Origin of the sequence: Cupriavidus cauae, from assembly GCF_008632125.1 — a bacterium.
Taxonomy (GTDB): domain Bacteria; phylum Pseudomonadota; class Gammaproteobacteria; order Burkholderiales; family Burkholderiaceae; genus Cupriavidus; species Cupriavidus cauae.
Map to the genome: position 1 here is coordinate 314,930 of NZ_VWRN01000053.1, position 17,876 is coordinate 332,805.

Here is a 17,876-nt window from a genome sequence, read left to right on the forward strand (position 1 = left end):
GGGTCCGTCTGCGTACCGGTCCATGGCGCGCTACGGCGCCTGCAAGGCGGAGGCGACGCGAGCGGGCCACGGGCGCCGTTCCAACAAGCCGGTCTCCCGTTCCCGCAGCGTCCGGCCGACCTGGCTCGCCTCGGTCACGGACGCGCGAAAGTCCCGGATCAGTTGTCGCGTCACCGGCCCCACGGGCCATTCGGTGGTCGCCGCATCCTCGACCAGCGCCACCACCGGCTGCAGTTCGACCGAGGTGCCGGCGGTGAATACCTCGGAGGCGGCGCGCAGTTCGTCCAGCGTCACGGTCCGCTCCTCGACCCGCAGCCCGCGCTGGCGCGCCAGTCCCATCACGTGCCGCTTGGTGATGCCGTCGAGGAAGCAGGTCGGCAATGGGGTCACCAGCACCCCGTCATGGACCATCAACAGGTTGGTTGCCGTGGTCTCGGCGACCCGGCCTTCGCTGTCGAGCAGCAGTGCGTCGTCGCAGCCCGCCGCTGCGGCGGCATGGCGCGCAAGGGTACCGATCATGTACAGCCCCGAGCACTTGGCCGCGGTGGGTGCGGTGTCAGGACGGGGACGCCGCCAACTCGCCAGCTGCAGCCGGATGCCTTCCTCGGCGCGGCCCTGGGACGCCGCCGTGGGCCAGTCCCAGGCCGCGATCGCCACGTGGATGCGGGCGCGCGGCGAAGCGATGGAAACACTCTCCGCGCCGCGCCAGGCCACCGGGCGGATGTAGGCGTCGTCGAGCTGGTTGGCCCACAGCACCGCCTCGATGGCCTGTGTCAGTTCGCCTTGCGACCACGGCAGGTGGTAGTCCAGCAGCGCGGCGGACTGCTGGAAGCGTTCCAGGTGAGGCGCATTGAGGAAGACATGACCGCCATAGGCGCGCATGCCCTCGAAGACGGCCCCGCCCATATGCAGCGCATGCGTGAGCACGTGCAGGCGCGCCTCGCGCCAGGGCAGCAGCTCGCCATCGAGCCAGATCAGGCCATCGCGATCGTCAAGGGAATTGAGCATGGTGCGCACCGCTGTACAGGTTGTCGATGGCGTAAGTGTGCGGCCGGTTCGCCGTCGGCACGAGTGAGCAAATCTCAGACGATGCTGAGTTTTGGTCCTCGTGTCGGCGAGCGTGGAGACGACGATTTCCGGTTTAATGAGTCCATGAACGACCAATGACTTCCAGGAGGGTGAATCCCCCATGCGCATCCCTGTCCCGTTGAATGCCTTGCGCGCCTTCGAGGCTGCGGCGCGCCATCTCTCGATCAAGGACGCGGCCCTGGAACTGGCGGTCACCCCCTCGGCGGTCAGCCACCAGTTGCGCACGCTGGAGGACATGCTCGGCGTCGAACTGCTGCGCCGCATCGGTACGCGGCTGGAATTGACCAGCGCCGGCCGCCGGCTGGCACCTAGCCTCAACGAGGGTTTCGCCCTGATCGCCGAGGGCGTGAGCAGCTTGCGCGAGGAGCGGCGCGACGGGCCCCTGCGCGTGAACATGCTGCCGACCTTCGCGACCAACTGGCTGTCGCCCCGCCTGAGCCTGTATCCGTTCGAGCGGCGCGGCTTCTCGCTGGACATCTCCACCACGCAGGACGACGTGGATCTGGCCGCCGGCGTGGCCGATGCCGGCATCTGGTATGGCGACGGCCAGTGGGCCGGCCTGCAGGCCGACCTGTTGTTCGAGGCCACCATCGATCTGTACGCGCGCCCGGGCTTTGCCACCGGCTCGCGCCGGGAACGCCTCAAGCAGGTCGCGCGCGCCAACCTGTTCGTTTCGCGGCATTGCCTCACTTGGCAGCGCTGGATGGACAGCCTGCCCGGCGGGCCGTTCGAGCCGGCTGTCGTGACCCGCGTGGATTCGGGCGGCCTGACGATGCAGGCGGCCGCCGATGGGGCTGGCGTGTCGATCGCCGTCTGCGAACTGGCCGAGAGTGCCGTCCGGCTCGGACGCCTGGCCTCGGTCTTCGACCACCCCGTGAGCGCGGGTGTCGGCTTTTGGCTCGTCTATCCCGAGGCGCTATCCGAGGATCGACGGCTGGACAACCTGCGCGGCTGGCTGCGCGAGCAATGTCAGTCGGAAAGCGGAACTCGGAACCCAGAAGCGCGGACAGCATAGACACGTATGAATACCGCATATCCGAAAGACCAGAAAGCACCGCCGGATGACGATGTGACGCTTCGACGGCTCGTTGCCCATGACGCCGTTGCGCTTGCCTCCCTGCTGGCCGCCTATGGCGACGAAATGCGCCACGGGCAAGGCGCCGGGGCGAATGCACTGGCTCATGCCAATGCCTTGATCGCCGATCCGATCGCGGAAGTGCTGGGTGGCTTTCTCGGCGACGAACTTGTCGCGTTCGCGGTGTTCTTCGATCTGCCCGAGGCGATCTCCGGAGGCCGGTCGGGCCAGCTCGACGACCTGTACGTCCTGCCCGCCGCGCGCGGGAAACGACTCGCTCAGCGGCTCATCGCGGCCATCGCCGATATCGGTCGATCACGCGCCTGGATCCATCTGCGCTGGCTGGTCCCCGAGGACAACCCCGACGCCATCCGGGCCTACGCGCGCTTCGCCGAACCCGCCGGCTGGAAGAGCTACGTGCTTTGGCTGGCCGGTAGCGAGCGGTGGTGAAGCCATGAACAACCTGCAGCAGGTCGATTGGTCGCGCCTTCCGCAGCCGGAGGATGATGGCGGCGCCCGCCACCTGACGGGCATGCGCCTGCCCACGCTTGAACTGGCATCGACGGATGGTGGCCGTGTCGATCCTTCGCGCCTGCGCGGACGCACGGTGCTTTATCTCTTCCCGATGACGGGCCGGCCAGATGTCGCACTGCCTCCAGGCTGGGACGAGATTCCAGGAGCACGGGGCTGCACCCCGCAATCCTGTGCCTTCAGGGATCATTTCGCCGAACTGAAGTCCTTGGGCGCCGCCCAGTTGTTCGGCGTGTCCACGCAGGACACCGCGTACCAATGCGAGGCGGTGGCGCGCCTGCACCTGCCTTTCCCGTTGCTGTCCGACCATCGCCTTTCATTCGCAACCGCGCTCGGTCTGCCGGTCTTCGAGGTGCAAGGCCTGGCGCTGCTCAAGCGACTGACCCTGATTGCGCGCGATGGCGTGATCGAGCATGTGTTCTATCCTGTGTTCCCGCCGGACCGGAATGCCGACGATGTCGTCGCGTGGTTGAGGCAACAGCCAGCCACTTGACCTTGGCCAGTCAGCGACACGATCAGCGCTCATGGTCGTGCGAAGTTCTCGTCAGGTCCCGCTCACCCGCAGAAGGACCACTGCTCCAACCACACCCACAGCAGTTCCATCGACAGCCAGGCGCGAAACACCAGCACGCCCGCAGCCAGCAGCACAGCCAGCGGTGCCCAGCGCCTGAACCATTCGCGGCCTTGCCTCATGAAGCCGCCAATCGTGGATCGGCGCGAACGATGGTTCTGTCGTCGATCGGCCAGTGCAGAACCGTCGCCAGCAGGCCCAGCGCAATCGCCAGCAGCCAGATGCTCAGGTACGACCCAGTGGCCTCGAACATGCGGCCACCAAGCCAGACACCGAAGAATGATCCCAACTGGTGGCCGAAGAAGACGAAACCGAACAATGTGGTGATGTAGCGCACGCCGAAGATCTGAGACACCAGGCCATTGGTCAGCGGAACCGTCCCGAGCCAGAGGAACCCCATCACTACAGCGAACAGGTAAACGCCCCATGTGCTGAGCGGCAGCAGGACGAACAGGGCCATCGCCACCGTGCGCGCCAGGTACAGGCCTGCAAGCAGGTACTTCCTGCGCAGCGTGCCACCCCAAAGCCCCAGCAGGTAGGTACCGGCCACATTGGTCAGCGCAATGATCGCCAGCGCGGCGACGGCATCGGTGGCGGCCAGGCCCCGGTCCAGCAGGTAGGCTGGGAGATGCGTGGCGATGAAGGCGAGTTGGAAGCCACAGGCCAGGAAGCCCAGGTTCAGCAGCCAGAAGCCGCGGTGGCGGAAGGCTTCACCGATCGCCGCCTTCATCGACAGCTCCGAGCCAACCGCCGCGTTCGAGATGCTTGCGTCGCGCATCGGGAACGCCAGCGGCAGCAGCAACGCCATGACCACAGACAGAATCAGCAGCGCACCCGTCCAGGCCCAACCGCCGATCAAGGCCTGCGCAACCGGGACCATGGCGAACTGCCCAAGGCCACCGATGGCGCCGGCCAGCCCCAGTGCCCAACTGCGGCGCTCAGCCGGCACGAGGCGGCTGAGAGCGCCGTAGATCGCACCGAATGCCGTGCCCGACAGCGCGATGCCGACGCACACGCCAGCGCCCAGAACAAAGGCCACGTGGCTGTGCGCCTGAACCATGAAGAAAAGCCCCAGCGCATAGAACACGAGTCCGCCCGCGATGACCTTGGCCGAACCGTAGCGGTCGGCAATCATCCCGGTGAAGGGTTGAGCGAGACCCCAGGTCAGGTTCTGCACCGCCATCGCGAAGCCGAACATTTCGCGCGACCAGCCGCGATCCATCGTCACCGGCAGCAGAAACAAGCCTTGCACATGCCGCACACCGAGGGCCAGACCCATGATCAATCCTCCGGCCAGGATCGGAATCCAGAGCGAATGACGCCCGTTTGCCGATGCTGTCGAGGGGGCGAGGTTCGTGTTCATGTCGTGGCTCCCGCTGCTTGCGGATCGTCCGCAGGTCGATGCTTCAGTGCGCCGAGGGGGCGGGTCGGTGGCTCGCCGGTGCGCAACCAGTCCAGCGCCAGGGGCCACAGCGCCTCGCGGAAGCGCTCGTGGAAGAAGGCGAAATGGCCGATTTCGGCCTGCTCGATGGCCGCGGGAGCCAAGCGCAGGTGATGACGCTCGCTGCCGGTGTAGTAATCCAGCAGGCGGTCCAGCGCCGGGACCGTGCCGAACGGATCGTCCTCGATGCCCAGCGCCAGGATCGGTGCGCGCACCTGGCCGAAGCGCCGTGCCAGCATTTCGGCTTCGGGCTCGCCTTCCAGTGTCTCCCGGCCGCGGCGCACCGTGCCCTCGAAGCGGGGACCCATGCGCGCCCAGTCCAGCGCCACGCCCTTGGGCGTGTCCTCCATCCATCCCAGGCGCTTGGCCGGCACGTAGCCAAGCACCCGCGCCAGCAGCGGCATGGCCACGTGCCAGCGCAGGAACATGGCGCGGCGCGCGGCGGGCGCATAGTCGCGCCAGTAGGCGTACTGCGCCCCCATGGTGAAGATACGCCGCACGCGGTGTGCGGACGCGGCCAGCCCGATCACGAAGCCCCCGGCGGAGTGGCCGACCACGTCGATCGGCTGGCCGGGGAATCGCCAGGCGAGGTACTGCAGCACACCCTCGAAATCGTGCTGCCCCCAGTCGATCCAGTCGGCCTGCAGCCGACGCAGCCCACGGTGTCGCGATTCGCCGATGCCGCGGTAGTCGTAGGTCACCACGTCCCATCCGTGGCTGTGGAGCCAGTCGGCAAAGCGCGCGTAGTACCGGCAGCGCACCGAGGTAGCCGCGTTGATGACCGCGACTGGATGCGGGCGTCGTGGATCGCAGGGACGGCGCCAGGCGAATCCACCCAGGGCATAGCCGTCGGCGGCGCGAATGTCGATGGCCTCAGCCATTCACAGCGAGACCCTGGACCAGCAGCACCACGGCCTGCGCGCCGGCCTTGCGATCCTGGGCAATGCGTTGGTACTCGGCCGATTCCGCCCAGTCATGGAAGGCGGCCTCGTCGGGAAAGGACATGAGCACGAGCTTCTGGTACGGCCAGGTGCCTTCGATGGTGCGAGGCTGCTCGTCCGCGGCCAGCAGACGTCCCCGGTGGTTGCGGAACACCTCCATGAAGCGGGCCTGGTAGCGGTCGTAGGCGGTCCGGTCGTGGATGGTGAGTTGAGCAATGGCGAAAACGGTCATGACGCAGGCTCCTCGTCGCGATGGCGATCCGGTTTGGCGGCCGAGGCCGAATCGATGCGGTCGCCCTGTGTGCTGGGGCTGGAGAACACCAGAAAATTCACGTCCTCGTCGCCACCATTGGCGGCGATGTGGCGAGTGCCGGCCGGGACATGTACGCCTTGACCGGCTTCCAGCAACACGTCCTGGTCGGGCGTGCTCAGGCGCAGGTGGCCACCGAGCACGTAGAAGAACTGGTGCGCCCTGGCGTGCCAGTGGGGTGCCTCGGCGCCGCCTGCGGGCATCCATTCCTGCCGCACCTGCATGTGTTGCAGTTCCAGCAGTCGCCAGCCCAGGCAGACCCCACCCCAGTCATAGCGGTTGCCGTCGTCGGGCCGGACGGCGCGCAGCAGCGCCGTCATGGCGTGCCCTCCTCGGCGGGGACGCCGTGCAGGGCCTCGCCATGGACCTGCCGTCCATTCTCGAAACGCATGATCTCGCACATGCGCGTGCGCTTGCCGCCGGCCTGCGCCACGTAATGGACGACGACGGTCTGCGCCTCGACGTCGCAGATGGCCGAGATGAGTTCGAACCGCAGGTCCGGCCTGTCGGCGAGCGCGGCCAGCCAGTATCGGCGCAGCGCGTCCTTTCCTTGTACCCGCGTGCCACCGGTATAGGGCTGGGCCAGCGCGCTCACGAACAGTGCGTCGTCGGCGTAGGCGGCCAACACCGCCGGCACGTCGCGCCGGTTCCAGTCATCGATCCAGGCCAGCGCATGGGCCCGGAGTTGATCATGGGAGAGTGTCGTCATGGCATCACATCCAGAAGAGAAGAACGGTCAGGGCGGCCAGGGTCGCCATGGCACGATTGACCACGCGAGCGACGGCGCGGTCGCGCAGCCAGGGCCGCAGGCCGGCGCCGAAGACGGCCCAGACCAGCATGCAGGGCAGTCCGATGGCGGCGAACACCAGGCTGACCACCAGCAGGCGCAGTGCGTAGCCTTCGCCCGGCGGCAGGAAGGTGGATACCACCGTCACCGAGATCAGCCAGGCCTTCGGATTGACGAACTGGAAGGCCAGCGCCTGCATGAAGCCGATGGGCCGGCCGGCTTCGGTCTCCTCCAGTTCGGCCGCGCGCCACAGGCGCGCGGCCAGCCAGAGCAGGTAGAGGCTGCCCACGACCTTCAATGCGACCTGCAGGCGAGGTTCGAGGGCAAACACCGCACCGAGGCCGGCGCCGGTGATCCCGAGCTGCACCATCACGCCCGCGGGGATGCCCAGCAGGTGCGGCCAGGTTCGGCCCAGGCCGAAGAGCAGGCCCGAGGACATCAGCATCACGTTGTTGGGACCGGGCGTGATCGACATGACGAAGGCGTAGACGATCAGCGCCACGAGGGCGGTATGTTCCATGGGAGTTCGCTGGGACGGGGAGTACCGGGGCGTTGAGGGAAAGACGAGGCCCGTCCGCGAATTGATTCTGGGCCGGGCATGGCGTCGGCTCCAGCGAGAAATTTTCAGTCCCACCTGAGATATTCGCGCTTGGCCGCAAGCGTCATCGCGCAGCAGACTTCGCAGGTACTGCCCGGCGCTGCCGAATCGATGACGGCCCGGCACTTCGGGCGGTTCCTCGCAGGAGAACCCATGTCTTCCGATTTCATTCGATGCGCGTCGCACCCAGACGGCTATGCCGAGTTGGTCATCGACCGGCCGGCAGCCCGCAACGCCCTGTGCCGCTCATTGACCGACGCGATGGCCGCGCACCTCGACAGGCTGGCGGCCGACGCCGCCGTGCGGGTGGTCCTGCTGCGCGCCGAAGGCGAACACTTCGCGGCCGGTGCCGATCTCAAGGAGATGCTCGGCATCAGCGCGGAGCAGGCGCGCGCCACTGACTTCGCCGGTTGCTGCGCGCCGCTGGGCACGTTCCCCAAGCCCGTGGTGGCGCTGGCGCAGGGCTTCGCGCTCGGCGGCGGCTGCGAACTGGTCGAGATGTGCGACATCGTGCTGGCGGCCGAGAACGCCGTGTTCGGCCACCCGGAGGTTCGCGTCGGCACCATGCCCGGCGCAGGCGGCACCCAGCGCCTGCCGCGCCTGCTCGGCATGGCCAAGGCGCTGGACCTGCTGCTGACCGGGCGCCGCATGGACGCCCGGGAGGCCGAACGCAGCGGGCTGGTCTCGCGCATCGTGCCCCCCGACCATCTGCTCGAAGAGGGCCGCCGGCTCGCCGCCGACATGGCGTCGCTGTCGGGCGAGGTGCTGGTCCTGATCAAGCAGGCCGCGCGTGCCAGCGCCAGCCTGCCCATGGATGAAGGACTACGCCGCGAGCGGGCCGCCTTCCACCACACCCTTTCGCTGCCCGACCACGAGGAAGGCATGCGTGCATTCCTGGAGAAGCGGCCACCTCGATTCAACCCCCCTCTCCACTGCAAAGGAACCTTAGAACGATGACCCAAGCCGCCCCATCCTTGCCGCTCGATCCCCAGGTCGAGCGAATCGTCCGCGACAGCTTCGCCCGCCAGGGCCTGATGCACCACCTGGGCGCCGAACTGCACGAGGTTGCGCGCGGACGGGTCAGCATCCGGTTGCCGTTCCGCGAAACCCTCACCCAGCAGCATGGCTACTTCCATGCCGGGGGCACCAGCGCCATCGCCGACTCGGCCGGCGGCTACGCGGGCTTCACGTTGTTTCCACCGGACAGCTCCGTGCTGACCGTCGAGTTCAAGATCAACCTGCTCGCCCCCGCGCAGGGCGACTACCTCGAAGCGGTCGGCACGGTGGTGCGCTCCGGACGCACCCTGACCATCTGCCAACTCGAAGTTTTCGGCGTCACCGAACAGGGACGGGCCCAGGTGGCGCTCGGCCAGCAGACGCTGATCTGCCTGCAGGGCAAGCAGGATCGATGACGTTTCCGGTGTCCGCGCAAGGATGCGCCCGGCGGCCAGTACCGCCATTCATGAAGGAGAACCCATGACCTCAACCTCGACCCAAACCCTCGGGACCCTCGACACAACCCGCCGGCTGCGCGAACAGTCCACCGCTACCAAGGTGCTGGCGGTGCTGTTCGGCACCCTGGTGCTCACCGCGTCGTCCCACGTCAGCGTGCCTATGGTGCCGGTGCCGATGACCATGCAGACGCTGGCCGTCACGCTGGTCGGCGGCGCCTGGCTGGCCGCGATGGTTGGCGTGCAGAAAGCCATCGCCGTGGGCGTGGCCCCCTTCGTCCTCGGCGGCGTGCTCAAGTCGGTGCTTGGTGCAGCGCTGCTCAAGGCCATCGACAGCGGAACCCGCAAGGCGGCGCACCGATGACGCGCGTTCCGGCCCGGCCCGGTACATCACGATGAACGCCCTCGATGCGGAGCAGGCGCGGCGCTTTGCGCAGGCGTGGCTGCCCGCCTGGACCGGCAACGATCCCCAGCGGCTGGCTGCCTTCTATTCGGAGGATGCCTTCTATCTCGACCCTGCCGTACCCCAAGGGCTGCGGGGAAAGCCCGCGTTGCTGGGCTATTTCGAGCGCCTGTTGGCGCGCAATCCAGCGTGGGTCTGGACGCAGGTCGAGGGCATCCCCATGCAGGATGGCTTCCTCAACAAATGGCGCGCGGACATCCCGGTTGGCGGCGAGGTGTTGACCGTGGTCGGCGTATGCCTGGTGCAACTGGACCACGCGGGCAAGATTCGCCGCAACGAGGTGTATTTCGACCGCAGCGACTGGATGACCAGGATGGGAGCGGGATCGAAGCGGCAACAGGACGGAGGGCCATGAGCGAGCAGCGGGCAGGAACCAGTTGGTGGATTGGGATCTATGTCTTCGTGGTGGAGCCGGTGCTCCTGGTGTCGGGTCTGATACTGGTGCTTGCGTTGCTGTCATCCCTGCGCGCGGCCCCTGGCCCCGCCAGACTGGCTGCCACGGTCTTCCTCGTCACCTTCGTCATGGGGCTCATGGTCCTGGCCCGACAGTATGGACGCCGCCTGCGCTGGCGACGCAGGCACATGCCCTTGCCTCGCTTCCCGGCGACGCTGCGCATTCCCATCGCGCGCGCCGCGTGGTGGGAAGTGCTGGTCATGGGCATGGGGATCGTGTTCCCTCTGCTGGTCGTCGCGCTGCCGCCCCTCGTCAGGGACATCCACGAGACGGACCCTGTCGTGCTCCCCCTTGCGCTGGGCGGCGTCATCCTGGCCGTGGCGCTCACACGGGCGATCGTGCGAACACTCGTGCGGCGCTTGCGTCGCCTCGATCCACCCGCCGACCTCGTGGCCGATGCCCTCGGCCTCACGCGCGAAGGCCCCCAGCGGGTCTTCGTTCCCTGGCAGGCGATACGGGCCATCGAACATGCGAAGTTCCGAATCTGGAACTCGCACCTACACCTACTGGCGCTGAAAGTCGATGATCCGCATCGATATGGCCTGGACACCAGTCGCTTCCAACGGCTGATGCTCAGGGGCACCACCGACGAACGCGGCATGAACGTCGGGCTCGTCAACCTGAGCGGCTACATGCCTTCGCCATCGGACAGCGTGCGCGCCCTCCGCGACTACTGGGCCTCGGCGAGGCCATGACGGCGACCACGGACCGCCGTGCCGGCGGCGTCGGCGGCACCCACTGAACGAGCGTCCGGCCTGTCCGGCGATGCAACCAGATCGAGCGCCGACAGCAGCGCATCGCCCTCGACCGGACCGTGCAGCAGCAGCGATTTCCCGGTCAGGTCGTCGTCAAGCCGCACGGTGGGCGTGGCGTTGATACCGCTGCGCAGGGCCTCGTCGGCCTGCGCGCGAACGATGGCTGCAGGGCGATCGCTTTCCAGGCAGGCCCGGATGGCGGTCGTCAGACCTGGCCAGGCCTGATCGGTGGGCAGCCCCTGGCCATCGCCCCGGGTGTTCTGGTAGAGCCATGCGATGGCACCGAAGAAGGCCTCGTGGCCTTGCGCTTCGCCTGCGCACTCGGCCACGCGGGCCAGCCGACTCGCCTCGGGATCGTGCATCGCCAGCGGCAGGTGATGCCACCGCAGGCTGGCTTCGGGATGGGCATCGATCCAGGCCATCAGGGTCGGGTAGTAGGCCTTGCAGAACGGACACTCCAAGTCGGCGTACAGCGTCAGCGTGAAGCGCGCATCGGCTGGGCCGTGACGCCAGGGTGGGCCGGCCGGATGCGCCTGCGCGACCTCGGGCCACGTGTGCGGTGCCGGCGCACCGGGCGTGCGGTACAGGAGCCAGCCCAGCAGGCCGGCTACAAGGATGCCGGCGACCACCCAGGGCAGCCGTGGCATGCGCCCGGCGCGCTTGCGAATGGCCTGGGACCGGCTCGGCAAGGTGGTTCGCTTCGAGGACATGACACGCTCCGGTCATTTCGGCAGGAACAGCGGTGGCGATGCGATGCCACGCGCCTGGTCGATCTTCTCGGCCACCTTGAAGGCGGCATCCAGTTCGCCGATGCCGTACTGGCGCATGAGCTGGTAGCGCTCGGCCTTCTCTTCCGGTTCGGTTTGCGCAAGGGCCAGATAGAGGCTGGGCGGCACGGCGCGGAACAGCACTTCCATCGACTTGGACAGGATGACGCCCTCGCTGAACTTGCCCGCCTCCTTGCGCGCGGACAGCATCAGCGCCTTCTGCGCGGGCGAAAGTTCGCGGAACCGGGCGATCTTCTCCACCTCGTCGGGCGGCATCGACAGGCAGATCCACCACTCGATCATGTTGAGCATGGGCTCGGCGGCCTTGGGCAGGTCGTCGATGTTCTGCGTCGCCAGCCAGTACCAGGCCCCCAGCTTGCGCCACATCTTGGTGATCTTGACCACGTAGGGCGCGAGCAGCGGGTTCTTGGTGATGATGTGGCCTTCGTCGGTGACGTTGATGATCGGCCGGCCCAGGAACTGGTCGCGCTCGGCGATGTTGTTCACCGTGTTGATCAGCGAGATGTAGGCGATGGAGAGCTGCGCGTTGTAGCCCTCGCGCGCGAAGGTGGCCAGATCCACGATGGTGATGTCCGCCTCGGGCCAGGGCGTGCCCGGACGGTCGAACATCTCGCCGTCCGCGCCCTGGCAGAGCATGTCCATCGCGTCGGCCATCTCCAGCAGCCGCGCACGCCGGGCATCCGGCAGGTTGGCGTCGCGGGCGCGTTCGCGCAGCGCGTCGCGCACGTCGCGGGTCAGCACCGTGCGCGCCTGTGCCACGCAGCGCTGGGCGGCGTCCAGGATGCACTGGCGAATCAGGCTGCGGTCGGCGCGCGTCATACGCGCTTCCTCCTTGTCCTCGCCGCCGGTGATCATCAGCCGGGCGGTGATTTCGAGTTCGCCGAGTACGTCCCGCTGGTCATCCCCGTCGTCGGCCGGATGGGTGTCGCCGTCCTCGTCCAGGGCGTCGGCATCCAGCGTCTGCACCTGGCCCGGTGTATCGACGAGGCGCCAGGCATCGGCGAATGGCGCCAGGCTCACGCCCGCGCCGGGTGCCAGCTTCACGCGATGCACGCTCAGGCCCAGCCGAGCGGCGAAGTCACCGAACAGGCCAAAGCTGTTGCCGGCCTCGACGATGAACAACCTGGGCCGGTAGATCGCCGTGACCTGGTTGAGGATGTTGTTCAGCGTGGCGCTCTTGCCGGAGCCGGTGGGGCCGAAGAGGAACAGGTGGGCGTTCATCTGCCGGTCGAGCCGGTTCAGTGGATCGAAGGTGATCGTGCCGCCGCCCCGGTTGAAGAAGGTGATGCCCGGATGGCCGGTGCCCTGGCTGCGCCCCCACACCGGCGCCAGATTGGCCGCGTGCTGCGCGAACATCAGTTGCGTGTACCACTGCCGCTTGTCCGCCGCCGGGTCGAACAGACAGGGCAGCCAGCGCAGGTAGGTGTTGAGCGGGGCCACCTCGTCCTCTTCGCGCACCGGTTGCAAGCCCGCATTGAGCATGACATTGACCAGTTGCAGGCCGCGGGCGTCGAGCTGCGCCATGTCGCGGCCGCGCAGGTAGAACGCCAGCGTGCCCCGGTACATCTTGTGCGCACTGCCGATGAGCCTGCGGGCCTGCTGCACGTCCTGGCGCGCCTGTTCGCTGGCGAGCGTCTCGCCAACCGCCTTGCGGGCCAGGTGGTTGAGGTGCGCCTCCAGCACATCCTGCGGCGTGGCGACCAGGGTCAGGCACATCACCGTGTCCTCGGGCATCTGGTCGAACAGCGCGTTCATCGCATCGCCGCCCTTGCGCGTCTCGCCGGTCACGTGTCCGGTCGCGGGCGGCGAGCGCAGACGATCCATGACGATGGCCCGGTGCGGCATGCCGTCGAAGAACCACAGGCCGCGGGCGACATCCGAGCGCGGCTGGCCGAAGAACAGGCGTTGCGCGAAGTCGCCGCTGGCCAGTTCGATCTCGCCCTCTTCCTGTTCCTCCGGGTAGCGGGCGAGCGCGTAGAAGCGTTCCCGGTCTTCGGCCGTGCTGCCCAGCGCGCCGGGGTTCGGGTTGAACCAGCGCAGCAGCCAGTCGTGAATGTCCGCCGCGCCAAGGCGCCGGGCCTTGACGCCGGCATTCGCCAGGCCGCCGACCAGGCGGTCGCAAATCGTCGCCAGGGCCTGCTCGGGCGATTGCCCGCGCCGGACCGATGTGGCGTCCGGGGTGCGCCGATAAACCACCATGCGCACGCGCCGGGTCTGGCCGCGCCACGGCAGGCGTGTGACCGTGGTGTCCTCGAACAGGCCACCGGGCTTGGCGATCGCGCGCAGGTGGTGCCCGAAGAAGCGCAGATAGAACTCGCTGAACGCGCTGCCCTGCGCGCGTGGATGCAGGTACGCCCCCAGCGTGCGCAGGTAGTGGTCCCAATCGGCTTCGTCCTGCGCATAGAGCTGCACCACCCACGGGTTCTCGTCCAGTTCGTCGAAGGAGTCCTGCAGCGCGTTCTCCAGGGCATCGCGGGCCTGCCACAGCCAGGCGGTCTCGCGCCCTTCGGTACCGATCGGCTGTAACTCGAAGAACGCCGCCACCGATTGGCCATCTTCGAGCAGCATGCACCTCGTGGCCGGCAGGTACTCGACCCAGGGCAGCAGGTCGGCGAAGGACGGCGCCACGTCGTAGAGCGCCGCGTGGTCGGCCTGCGTCGCGGGTCGCCGATGATTCGACCCAAGGGCGGCGCCAGGTGCGTCGATGCCGTGTGCAGCGAGGCGGTCGACATGCCGCGTCCAGGCATCCGGCTCGATGTCGGCCTGGACTGGCCTGGAGGCCGGACGACGCGGCCACGGCAGTCGCCAGCCCATCAGTAGTCCTCCAGCCGCTCGCCGGGCATCGCGTACTGCACGCGCTGGTAGAGCGGGAAGACGGTGCTGTAGCCGGGTACCGGTACCGGGTCGGTGCCGGCCAGGTGCGGAAAGACGTACATGACCAGATCGGGGTTTGGCAGTCGATGGAACTGTCGCTGGATCTCGTTCGCTGCCGTGCGGGTGTAGGCCGCGTTCCGGGCGGGCGCCGCGAGGGTGTCAGCGTCGGTCAGCGGACGGCGCAGGTCCTGGCGTGCGTCGAGCAGCAGGCGGCCGGCCTGGCCGCCGCTATAGCCGCCAGTCTCGTGCTGCCAGACGTCCTGCATGGTGTGCTCGCCCCGAGGTAGCAGCTTTTCCGAGCTGGTGGCACAACCCGCGAGAACGGCGGCGGCGAGGAGGACAAGGGGGCGGTCAATCCAGGTCCGACGCATGCGCTTCTCCCATGAGGTGATTCACCCGGCGCCCCTTGGCGTCGTGGTCGATGGCGATCGGCTGCTCCAGGTGCACGGCCACCTTGGCGCCGGGCTGCACGTAGACCGCCGCGAAGGCCTGGCCGTAGAGCTTGTTGACCCAGTCGGCCATGTCGCGCACGCCACCAGCCAGGATGCGGCCCATGGCCTCGTTGCCCGAAATGCCGACCGTGCCCAGCGAACCGTTGTTGTTGGCGACCACGGCCACGCTGCCGTTGTCGGATTTGATGAGCGAGGCGGCGCCCGCGCCGGCCGCGGTGATCAACGCCTGCGATCCCAGGTACTGCTGGGCATTGCTGCGGCGCTCGCCCGAGACGCACGGGATGCCGTAGGGATCGCTGATCCAGCCCAGGCCATCCAGCAGACTGGTGCTGTTCTGGCTTCGACTGCGCTTGCCGTCGTCCTCCGGCACCGTGCGGATGGTGCCGTCGCTGAACACGAAGGTGATGGAACGGACCTGCCCACGCACGCACGAGAGCGTCCAGTCGCCCGAGGCCGTGCCGCTCACCACCGCACCGGCCACGTCGGGAATCTCGATGCCGTTGGCCGCCAGGTTGTCGGCCCCGATCAGCACCTTGAAGGGGAACGGGTCGTTGACGGTGCCGTCGATGGGGATGCGACCGATCAGCGCGGTCATGGCGACCGAGCCCATCAGCGTGGCATTGGTGGGCACCGTATAGACCGCCTGGGCGGTGCCGCCAACGGCCTGCGCCGTCCTGTCGCTGACGGCCTCCGCCGCGGCCGACAGCTCCGGCGAGGCCGGGCCGAAGCTGGAGGGAAAAGCGGGCAAACGCAGGCCGCCGGCCGAACCGTTCTTCGGATCGGACCGGGCGTCATCCGGTTCGATCCAGCGCATGCCGCCGTCCTTGAGCGGCCCGCCGTCATGCCCATCCAGTCCAAGGCCGATCGGCAGGTCGGCGGCATCGCCCTTGCCGGACAGCCCGTCCAGGCGGCGCTGCAATTCCTGCATCAGCCCTTGCGTCTGCTGCCGGTCGCTGGCGGCCTGGGTGCGCTCCTGTTCCAGGCGGCGGCGTTCGCTGTCGAGGGCGTTCTGGATGCGCTGGTCGATCGCACCCTCGCGGGTACGCAGGCGCTCGTTCTCGGCCTTGTGCTGGCGGTTGTCGCTCAGCGCGGTCTGCAGCTCGGTGCGGAGCTGCTTGACCTGCGCGACCAGGGTGGCGACGGTGTCGCGCGGGGTGTCGCCCGCGATGCCGAGCGCCTTCATTTCTTCGGGAGTGAGCTGCCCCGGAACATCCTGCTTGCCAGGCGCAGCGTCACTGCCTGAGAACAGCCTGGCACCGACGAACACCAGCAACAATGCCATCGGAATCAGCAGCCACTTCAACAGGGGATTACTCCTCATCGGACGTCCTCCCCGCAGCGGCGGCCGGCGGCAAGTTCGTGCCGGCATCGATGGGGCTGAGCACCGGCATCAGGGACTCGGCCAGGCCACGGCCGCGCGTGACCAGATAGACCACCGTGGTGTCGGTCGAAGCGCCCGCCGGCCCCAGGTCCGGATGCTGGAAGGTCGCGGCCACGAGGTCGCCTTGCAGCACCCTTGGATCGAGATCGATACGGTGAGGCGAGGTGTTGGTCAGGCGCACCGCGGTGACCCACTGGTCTTCGAGTCGCCAGGCCGCCAGCGCCCGCGCCTTCAGCGGCAGCGTTGGCAGCAGTGTGTCCAGCGCGAGCGGGCGCCGCAGCGGCACGCGCCCGATGCCGGCCACGGGCTCGACGGTGCGCAGCGGTGCGTAAAGGTTCTGCGCCGCGTAGCGCGTCAGGACAACGGTTATCGGCGTTTGCCGACGCCTCGCGGGTTGCGCTGCCTGGGTTGGACCGGCGGCAGTGTCACCGCTGGCCTCCGCGACGGCCTCCTGCAGGACGATGCGTACAGGCTCCAGCGGCTGCTCGCCTTCCCCGGCGTCCGTGGCTGCGATGTCGACCAGCACGATGGCGCCGGATTCCACGTCCTGCAGTTGCAGCCGCGTCGGCGCGATGGCCTCGCTGGCGCGCAGGTAGATGGCTCCACCCGCGCTCTGCACGCGCAGCCGCTCGCCCAGGCTCGGGGGCAGGCCGACACGCACGTTGCGGTCGATGAAGACCACGCGCTCCTGGCCGACGACCAGCGGGACGGCCAGCGGTAGCCGCTGCCAGCGCAGGATCTCGATGGCATGGCTGTCCGGCACCAGGCCGAAGCCGAGGGCCAGGCTCGCCACGATGGTGAAGACGTGGTGTTTCATGGGTTGCCTCCCTGCGAAAGGCCGCCGCCGGGCGTGCCGGACGGAGGCACTGCCGGCGACGGTGCCTCGATCCGCTGCGGCGCGCCGTCATAGCAGTCCAGCGCAAGGCCGAAGGGGTTGTGCTGGGGATCGACGTCCAGTCGCACCACTTTCAGCGGATAGCGCACCAGGGCCCGCTTGACCTGCTCGGCGCCGTAGTACTCGTCCGCGCTGACATCGAGCGTGACGATCCAGTCGCGGCTGGAAACCGTCTTCACCCGCATCGTGGGGTTGTCGCCAAAGCCGCGCCCCGGAATCTCGTAGATGCCGCGCACCCGCTGGCGCAGTTCGCCACTGCTGCGCCGGTGCTCGTAGTCCTGGCGCAGGAAGGCCTGGCAGGCCGGTGTGAAATAGGCCGACAGCGCGTGGAGGTTGCGCGGGTAGTCCTGTTCGCCATCCGTCGGCCAGCGCTGGACCTGCTGCCAGACGTAGAAGGCGAACGCATAGACATTCTCGGGCGGCACATCCCACCAGGCGCGGGTGCTGCCCGAGCGCAGATCGGGGGGCACGTGGATCGTCAGTTGCCTCGGCGCACTCCACCAGCCGAAACCGAGCAGCAGCACCACCACGAACAACGCACCGGCGCCCAGGCGCAGCGTGCGCACATGGGCCTGCAGGTGATGGACTTCGTTCCTGAAACGGCTCATGAGGCGGCTGCTCCGCGTGAGCGCCGGGTGGTCCAGTACCCCGAGCGCGTGATGAGACGGTGCCCACCGAGCCAGGACGCTGCCAGCGGATGGCACAGCGCCAGGCGCCACTGCAGTTGCCGGTACAGCCAGGTGTCCGGGCGGCCGCGCTTCTGCCGGCGCAGGAAGCCGCCACCACCGAACACGCCAGCCGCCACGCCGGCCACGATCAGGGTCGGCACCATGGCGACGCTGTGCGTGGCCCAGGCCAGCGGCACGCCGGCGATGAACCCCGCCACTGCGGACAGGCCGGCGCAGGTCCAGAGTTCGTCGGCGGTCAGGCCTCTCACCACCACGGGCTGGCGGTTCAGCCTGTGCGGCAGGAAGGTCACCAGCCCGTCACGCGCGATATCGTTCAAGGCCGTCATCGCCG

23 protein-coding genes are annotated in these 17,876 nt (G+C 68.2%); 8 read left to right on the forward strand and 15 right to left on the reverse strand.

Features of this window, described 5'->3' with window-relative positions:
* Positions 1-30 precede the first annotated feature (30 nt).
* On the reverse strand, positions 31-1,008 hold the full coding sequence (ilvE, locus tag F1599_RS20460; RefSeq protein WP_009463302.1) for a branched-chain-amino-acid transaminase: 978 nt from the start codon (positions 1,006-1,008) through the stop codon (positions 31-33).
* A gap of 181 nt (positions 1,009-1,189) precedes the next feature.
* Here ilvE and F1599_RS20465 point away from each other — a divergent pair, with 181 nt between their 5' ends.
* The 3 genes from F1599_RS20465 to F1599_RS20475 are packed head-to-tail and all read left to right on the forward strand — an operon-like array spanning position 1,190 to position 3,188.
* The gene (locus F1599_RS20465; protein WP_029578117.1) at positions 1,190-2,104 is read left to right on the forward strand and encodes a LysR substrate-binding domain-containing protein; all 915 of its coding nucleotides are present in this window, start codon (positions 1,190-1,192) and stop codon (positions 2,102-2,104) included.
* A gap of 6 nt (positions 2,105-2,110) precedes the next feature.
* The gene (locus F1599_RS20470; RefSeq protein WP_029578118.1) at positions 2,111-2,614 is read left to right on the forward strand and encodes a GNAT family N-acetyltransferase; all 504 of its coding nucleotides are present in this window, start codon (positions 2,111-2,113) and stop codon (positions 2,612-2,614) included.
* Positions 2,615-2,618: 4 nt separating this feature from the next.
* Entirely contained in the window at positions 2,619-3,188 is a 570-nt protein-coding gene (locus F1599_RS20475; protein ID WP_029578119.1) for a peroxiredoxin, read from the forward strand.
* 62 nt (positions 3,189-3,250) lie between these two features.
* On the opposite strand, the gene F1599_RS25990 is transcribed toward F1599_RS20475, so the two are convergent.
* The 7 genes from F1599_RS25990 to F1599_RS20505 are packed head-to-tail and all read right to left on the reverse strand — an operon-like array spanning position 3,251 to position 7,247.
* On the reverse strand, positions 3,251-3,388 hold the full coding sequence (locus F1599_RS25990; RefSeq protein WP_153962035.1) for a hypothetical protein: 138 nt from the start codon (positions 3,386-3,388) through the stop codon (positions 3,251-3,253).
* Entirely contained in the window at positions 3,385-4,629 is a 1,245-nt protein-coding gene (locus F1599_RS20480; protein ID WP_223819786.1) for an MFS transporter, read from the reverse strand. The genes F1599_RS25990 and F1599_RS20480 overlap by 4 nt, the downstream gene beginning before the upstream one ends.
* Positions 4,626-5,588, reverse strand: a complete 963-nt coding sequence (locus tag F1599_RS20485; RefSeq protein WP_029578121.1) for an alpha/beta hydrolase family protein — start codon at positions 5,586-5,588, stop codon at positions 4,626-4,628. Before F1599_RS20485 ends, F1599_RS20480 begins: the two co-directional genes overlap by 4 nt.
* A complete protein-coding gene (locus F1599_RS20490) occupies positions 5,581-5,880 on the reverse strand; it encodes a DUF1330 domain-containing protein (RefSeq protein WP_029578122.1) in 300 nt (99 codons plus the stop codon). Before F1599_RS20490 ends, F1599_RS20485 begins: the two co-directional genes overlap by 8 nt.
* Entirely contained in the window at positions 5,877-6,278 is a 402-nt protein-coding gene (locus F1599_RS20495) for a cupin domain-containing protein (protein ID WP_009463320.1), read from the reverse strand. Before F1599_RS20495 ends, F1599_RS20490 begins: the two co-directional genes overlap by 4 nt.
* Entirely contained in the window at positions 6,275-6,667 is a 393-nt protein-coding gene (locus F1599_RS20500; protein ID WP_009463322.1) for a nuclear transport factor 2 family protein, read from the reverse strand. Before F1599_RS20500 ends, F1599_RS20495 begins: the two co-directional genes overlap by 4 nt.
* 4 nt (positions 6,668-6,671) lie before the next feature.
* Entirely contained in the window at positions 6,672-7,247 is a 576-nt protein-coding gene (locus F1599_RS20505; protein WP_223819787.1) for a LysE family translocator, read from the reverse strand.
* 249 nt (positions 7,248-7,496) lie between these two features.
* Here F1599_RS20505 and F1599_RS20510 point away from each other — a divergent pair, with 249 nt between their 5' ends.
* The 5 genes from F1599_RS20510 (at position 7,497) to F1599_RS20530 (ending at position 10,406) form a co-directional block, all read left to right on the forward strand.
* Positions 7,497-8,300 (forward strand): enoyl-CoA hydratase/isomerase family protein, encoded by an 804-nt coding sequence (locus F1599_RS20510; protein ID WP_150084263.1) that lies wholly within the window; start codon positions 7,497-7,499, stop codon positions 8,298-8,300.
* The gene (locus F1599_RS20515; RefSeq protein ID WP_024889590.1) at positions 8,297-8,755 is read left to right on the forward strand and encodes a PaaI family thioesterase; all 459 of its coding nucleotides are present in this window, start codon (positions 8,297-8,299) and stop codon (positions 8,753-8,755) included. Before F1599_RS20510 ends, F1599_RS20515 begins: the two co-directional genes overlap by 4 nt.
* 64 nt (positions 8,756-8,819) lie before the next feature.
* Positions 8,820-9,158: a hypothetical protein gene (locus F1599_RS20520; protein WP_029578125.1), complete on the forward strand. Its 339-nt coding sequence runs from the start codon at positions 8,820-8,822 to the stop codon at positions 9,156-9,158.
* Between the two features lie 31 nt (positions 9,159-9,189).
* Positions 9,190-9,612: a nuclear transport factor 2 family protein gene (locus tag F1599_RS20525; protein ID WP_020649409.1), complete on the forward strand. Its 423-nt coding sequence runs from the start codon at positions 9,190-9,192 to the stop codon at positions 9,610-9,612.
* Positions 9,609-10,406, forward strand: a complete 798-nt coding sequence (locus F1599_RS20530; RefSeq protein WP_020649410.1) for a hypothetical protein — start codon at positions 9,609-9,611, stop codon at positions 10,404-10,406. The genes F1599_RS20525 and F1599_RS20530 overlap by 4 nt, the downstream gene beginning before the upstream one ends.
* On the opposite strand, the gene F1599_RS20535 is transcribed toward F1599_RS20530, so the two are convergent.
* Genes F1599_RS20535 through F1599_RS20565 form a run of 7 tightly spaced genes read right to left on the reverse strand, consistent with a single transcriptional unit; the run spans position 10,382 to position 17,871 of the window.
* Positions 10,382-11,176 (reverse strand): DsbA family protein, encoded by a 795-nt coding sequence (locus F1599_RS20535; RefSeq protein WP_150084265.1) that lies wholly within the window; start codon positions 11,174-11,176, stop codon positions 10,382-10,384. The two genes, F1599_RS20530 and F1599_RS20535, sit on opposite strands and share 25 nt — an antisense overlap.
* Positions 11,177-11,188: 12 nt before the next feature.
* The gene (locus tag F1599_RS20540) at positions 11,189-14,068 is read right to left on the reverse strand and encodes a conjugative transfer ATPase (RefSeq protein ID WP_029578128.1); all 2,880 of its coding nucleotides are present in this window, start codon (positions 14,066-14,068) and stop codon (positions 11,189-11,191) included.
* A complete protein-coding gene (locus F1599_RS20545) occupies positions 14,068-14,499 on the reverse strand; it encodes a TIGR03751 family conjugal transfer lipoprotein (RefSeq protein WP_027350534.1) in 432 nt (143 codons plus the stop codon). The genes F1599_RS20540 and F1599_RS20545 overlap by 1 nt, the downstream gene beginning before the upstream one ends.
* Positions 14,480-15,901 carry a TIGR03752 family integrating conjugative element protein gene (locus F1599_RS20550; protein ID WP_150084267.1) on the reverse strand — a complete coding sequence of 474 codons (1,422 nt, stop codon included), beginning with the start codon at positions 15,899-15,901 and terminating at the stop codon, positions 14,480-14,482. Before F1599_RS20550 ends, F1599_RS20545 begins: the two co-directional genes overlap by 20 nt.
* Positions 15,891-16,778, reverse strand: coding sequence for a TIGR03749 family integrating conjugative element protein (locus tag F1599_RS20555; RefSeq protein WP_150084269.1), 888 nt, complete (start codon positions 16,776-16,778; stop codon positions 15,891-15,893). The genes F1599_RS20550 and F1599_RS20555 overlap by 11 nt, the downstream gene beginning before the upstream one ends.
* Entirely contained in the window at positions 16,775-17,464 is a 690-nt protein-coding gene (locus F1599_RS20560; protein WP_150084271.1) for a PFL_4703 family integrating conjugative element protein, read from the reverse strand. Before F1599_RS20560 ends, F1599_RS20555 begins: the two co-directional genes overlap by 4 nt.
* Positions 17,461-17,871 (reverse strand): TIGR03750 family conjugal transfer protein, encoded by a 411-nt coding sequence (locus F1599_RS20565; RefSeq protein WP_150084273.1) that lies wholly within the window; start codon positions 17,869-17,871, stop codon positions 17,461-17,463. The genes F1599_RS20560 and F1599_RS20565 overlap by 4 nt, the downstream gene beginning before the upstream one ends.
* Positions 17,872-17,876: the final 5 nt, after the last annotated feature.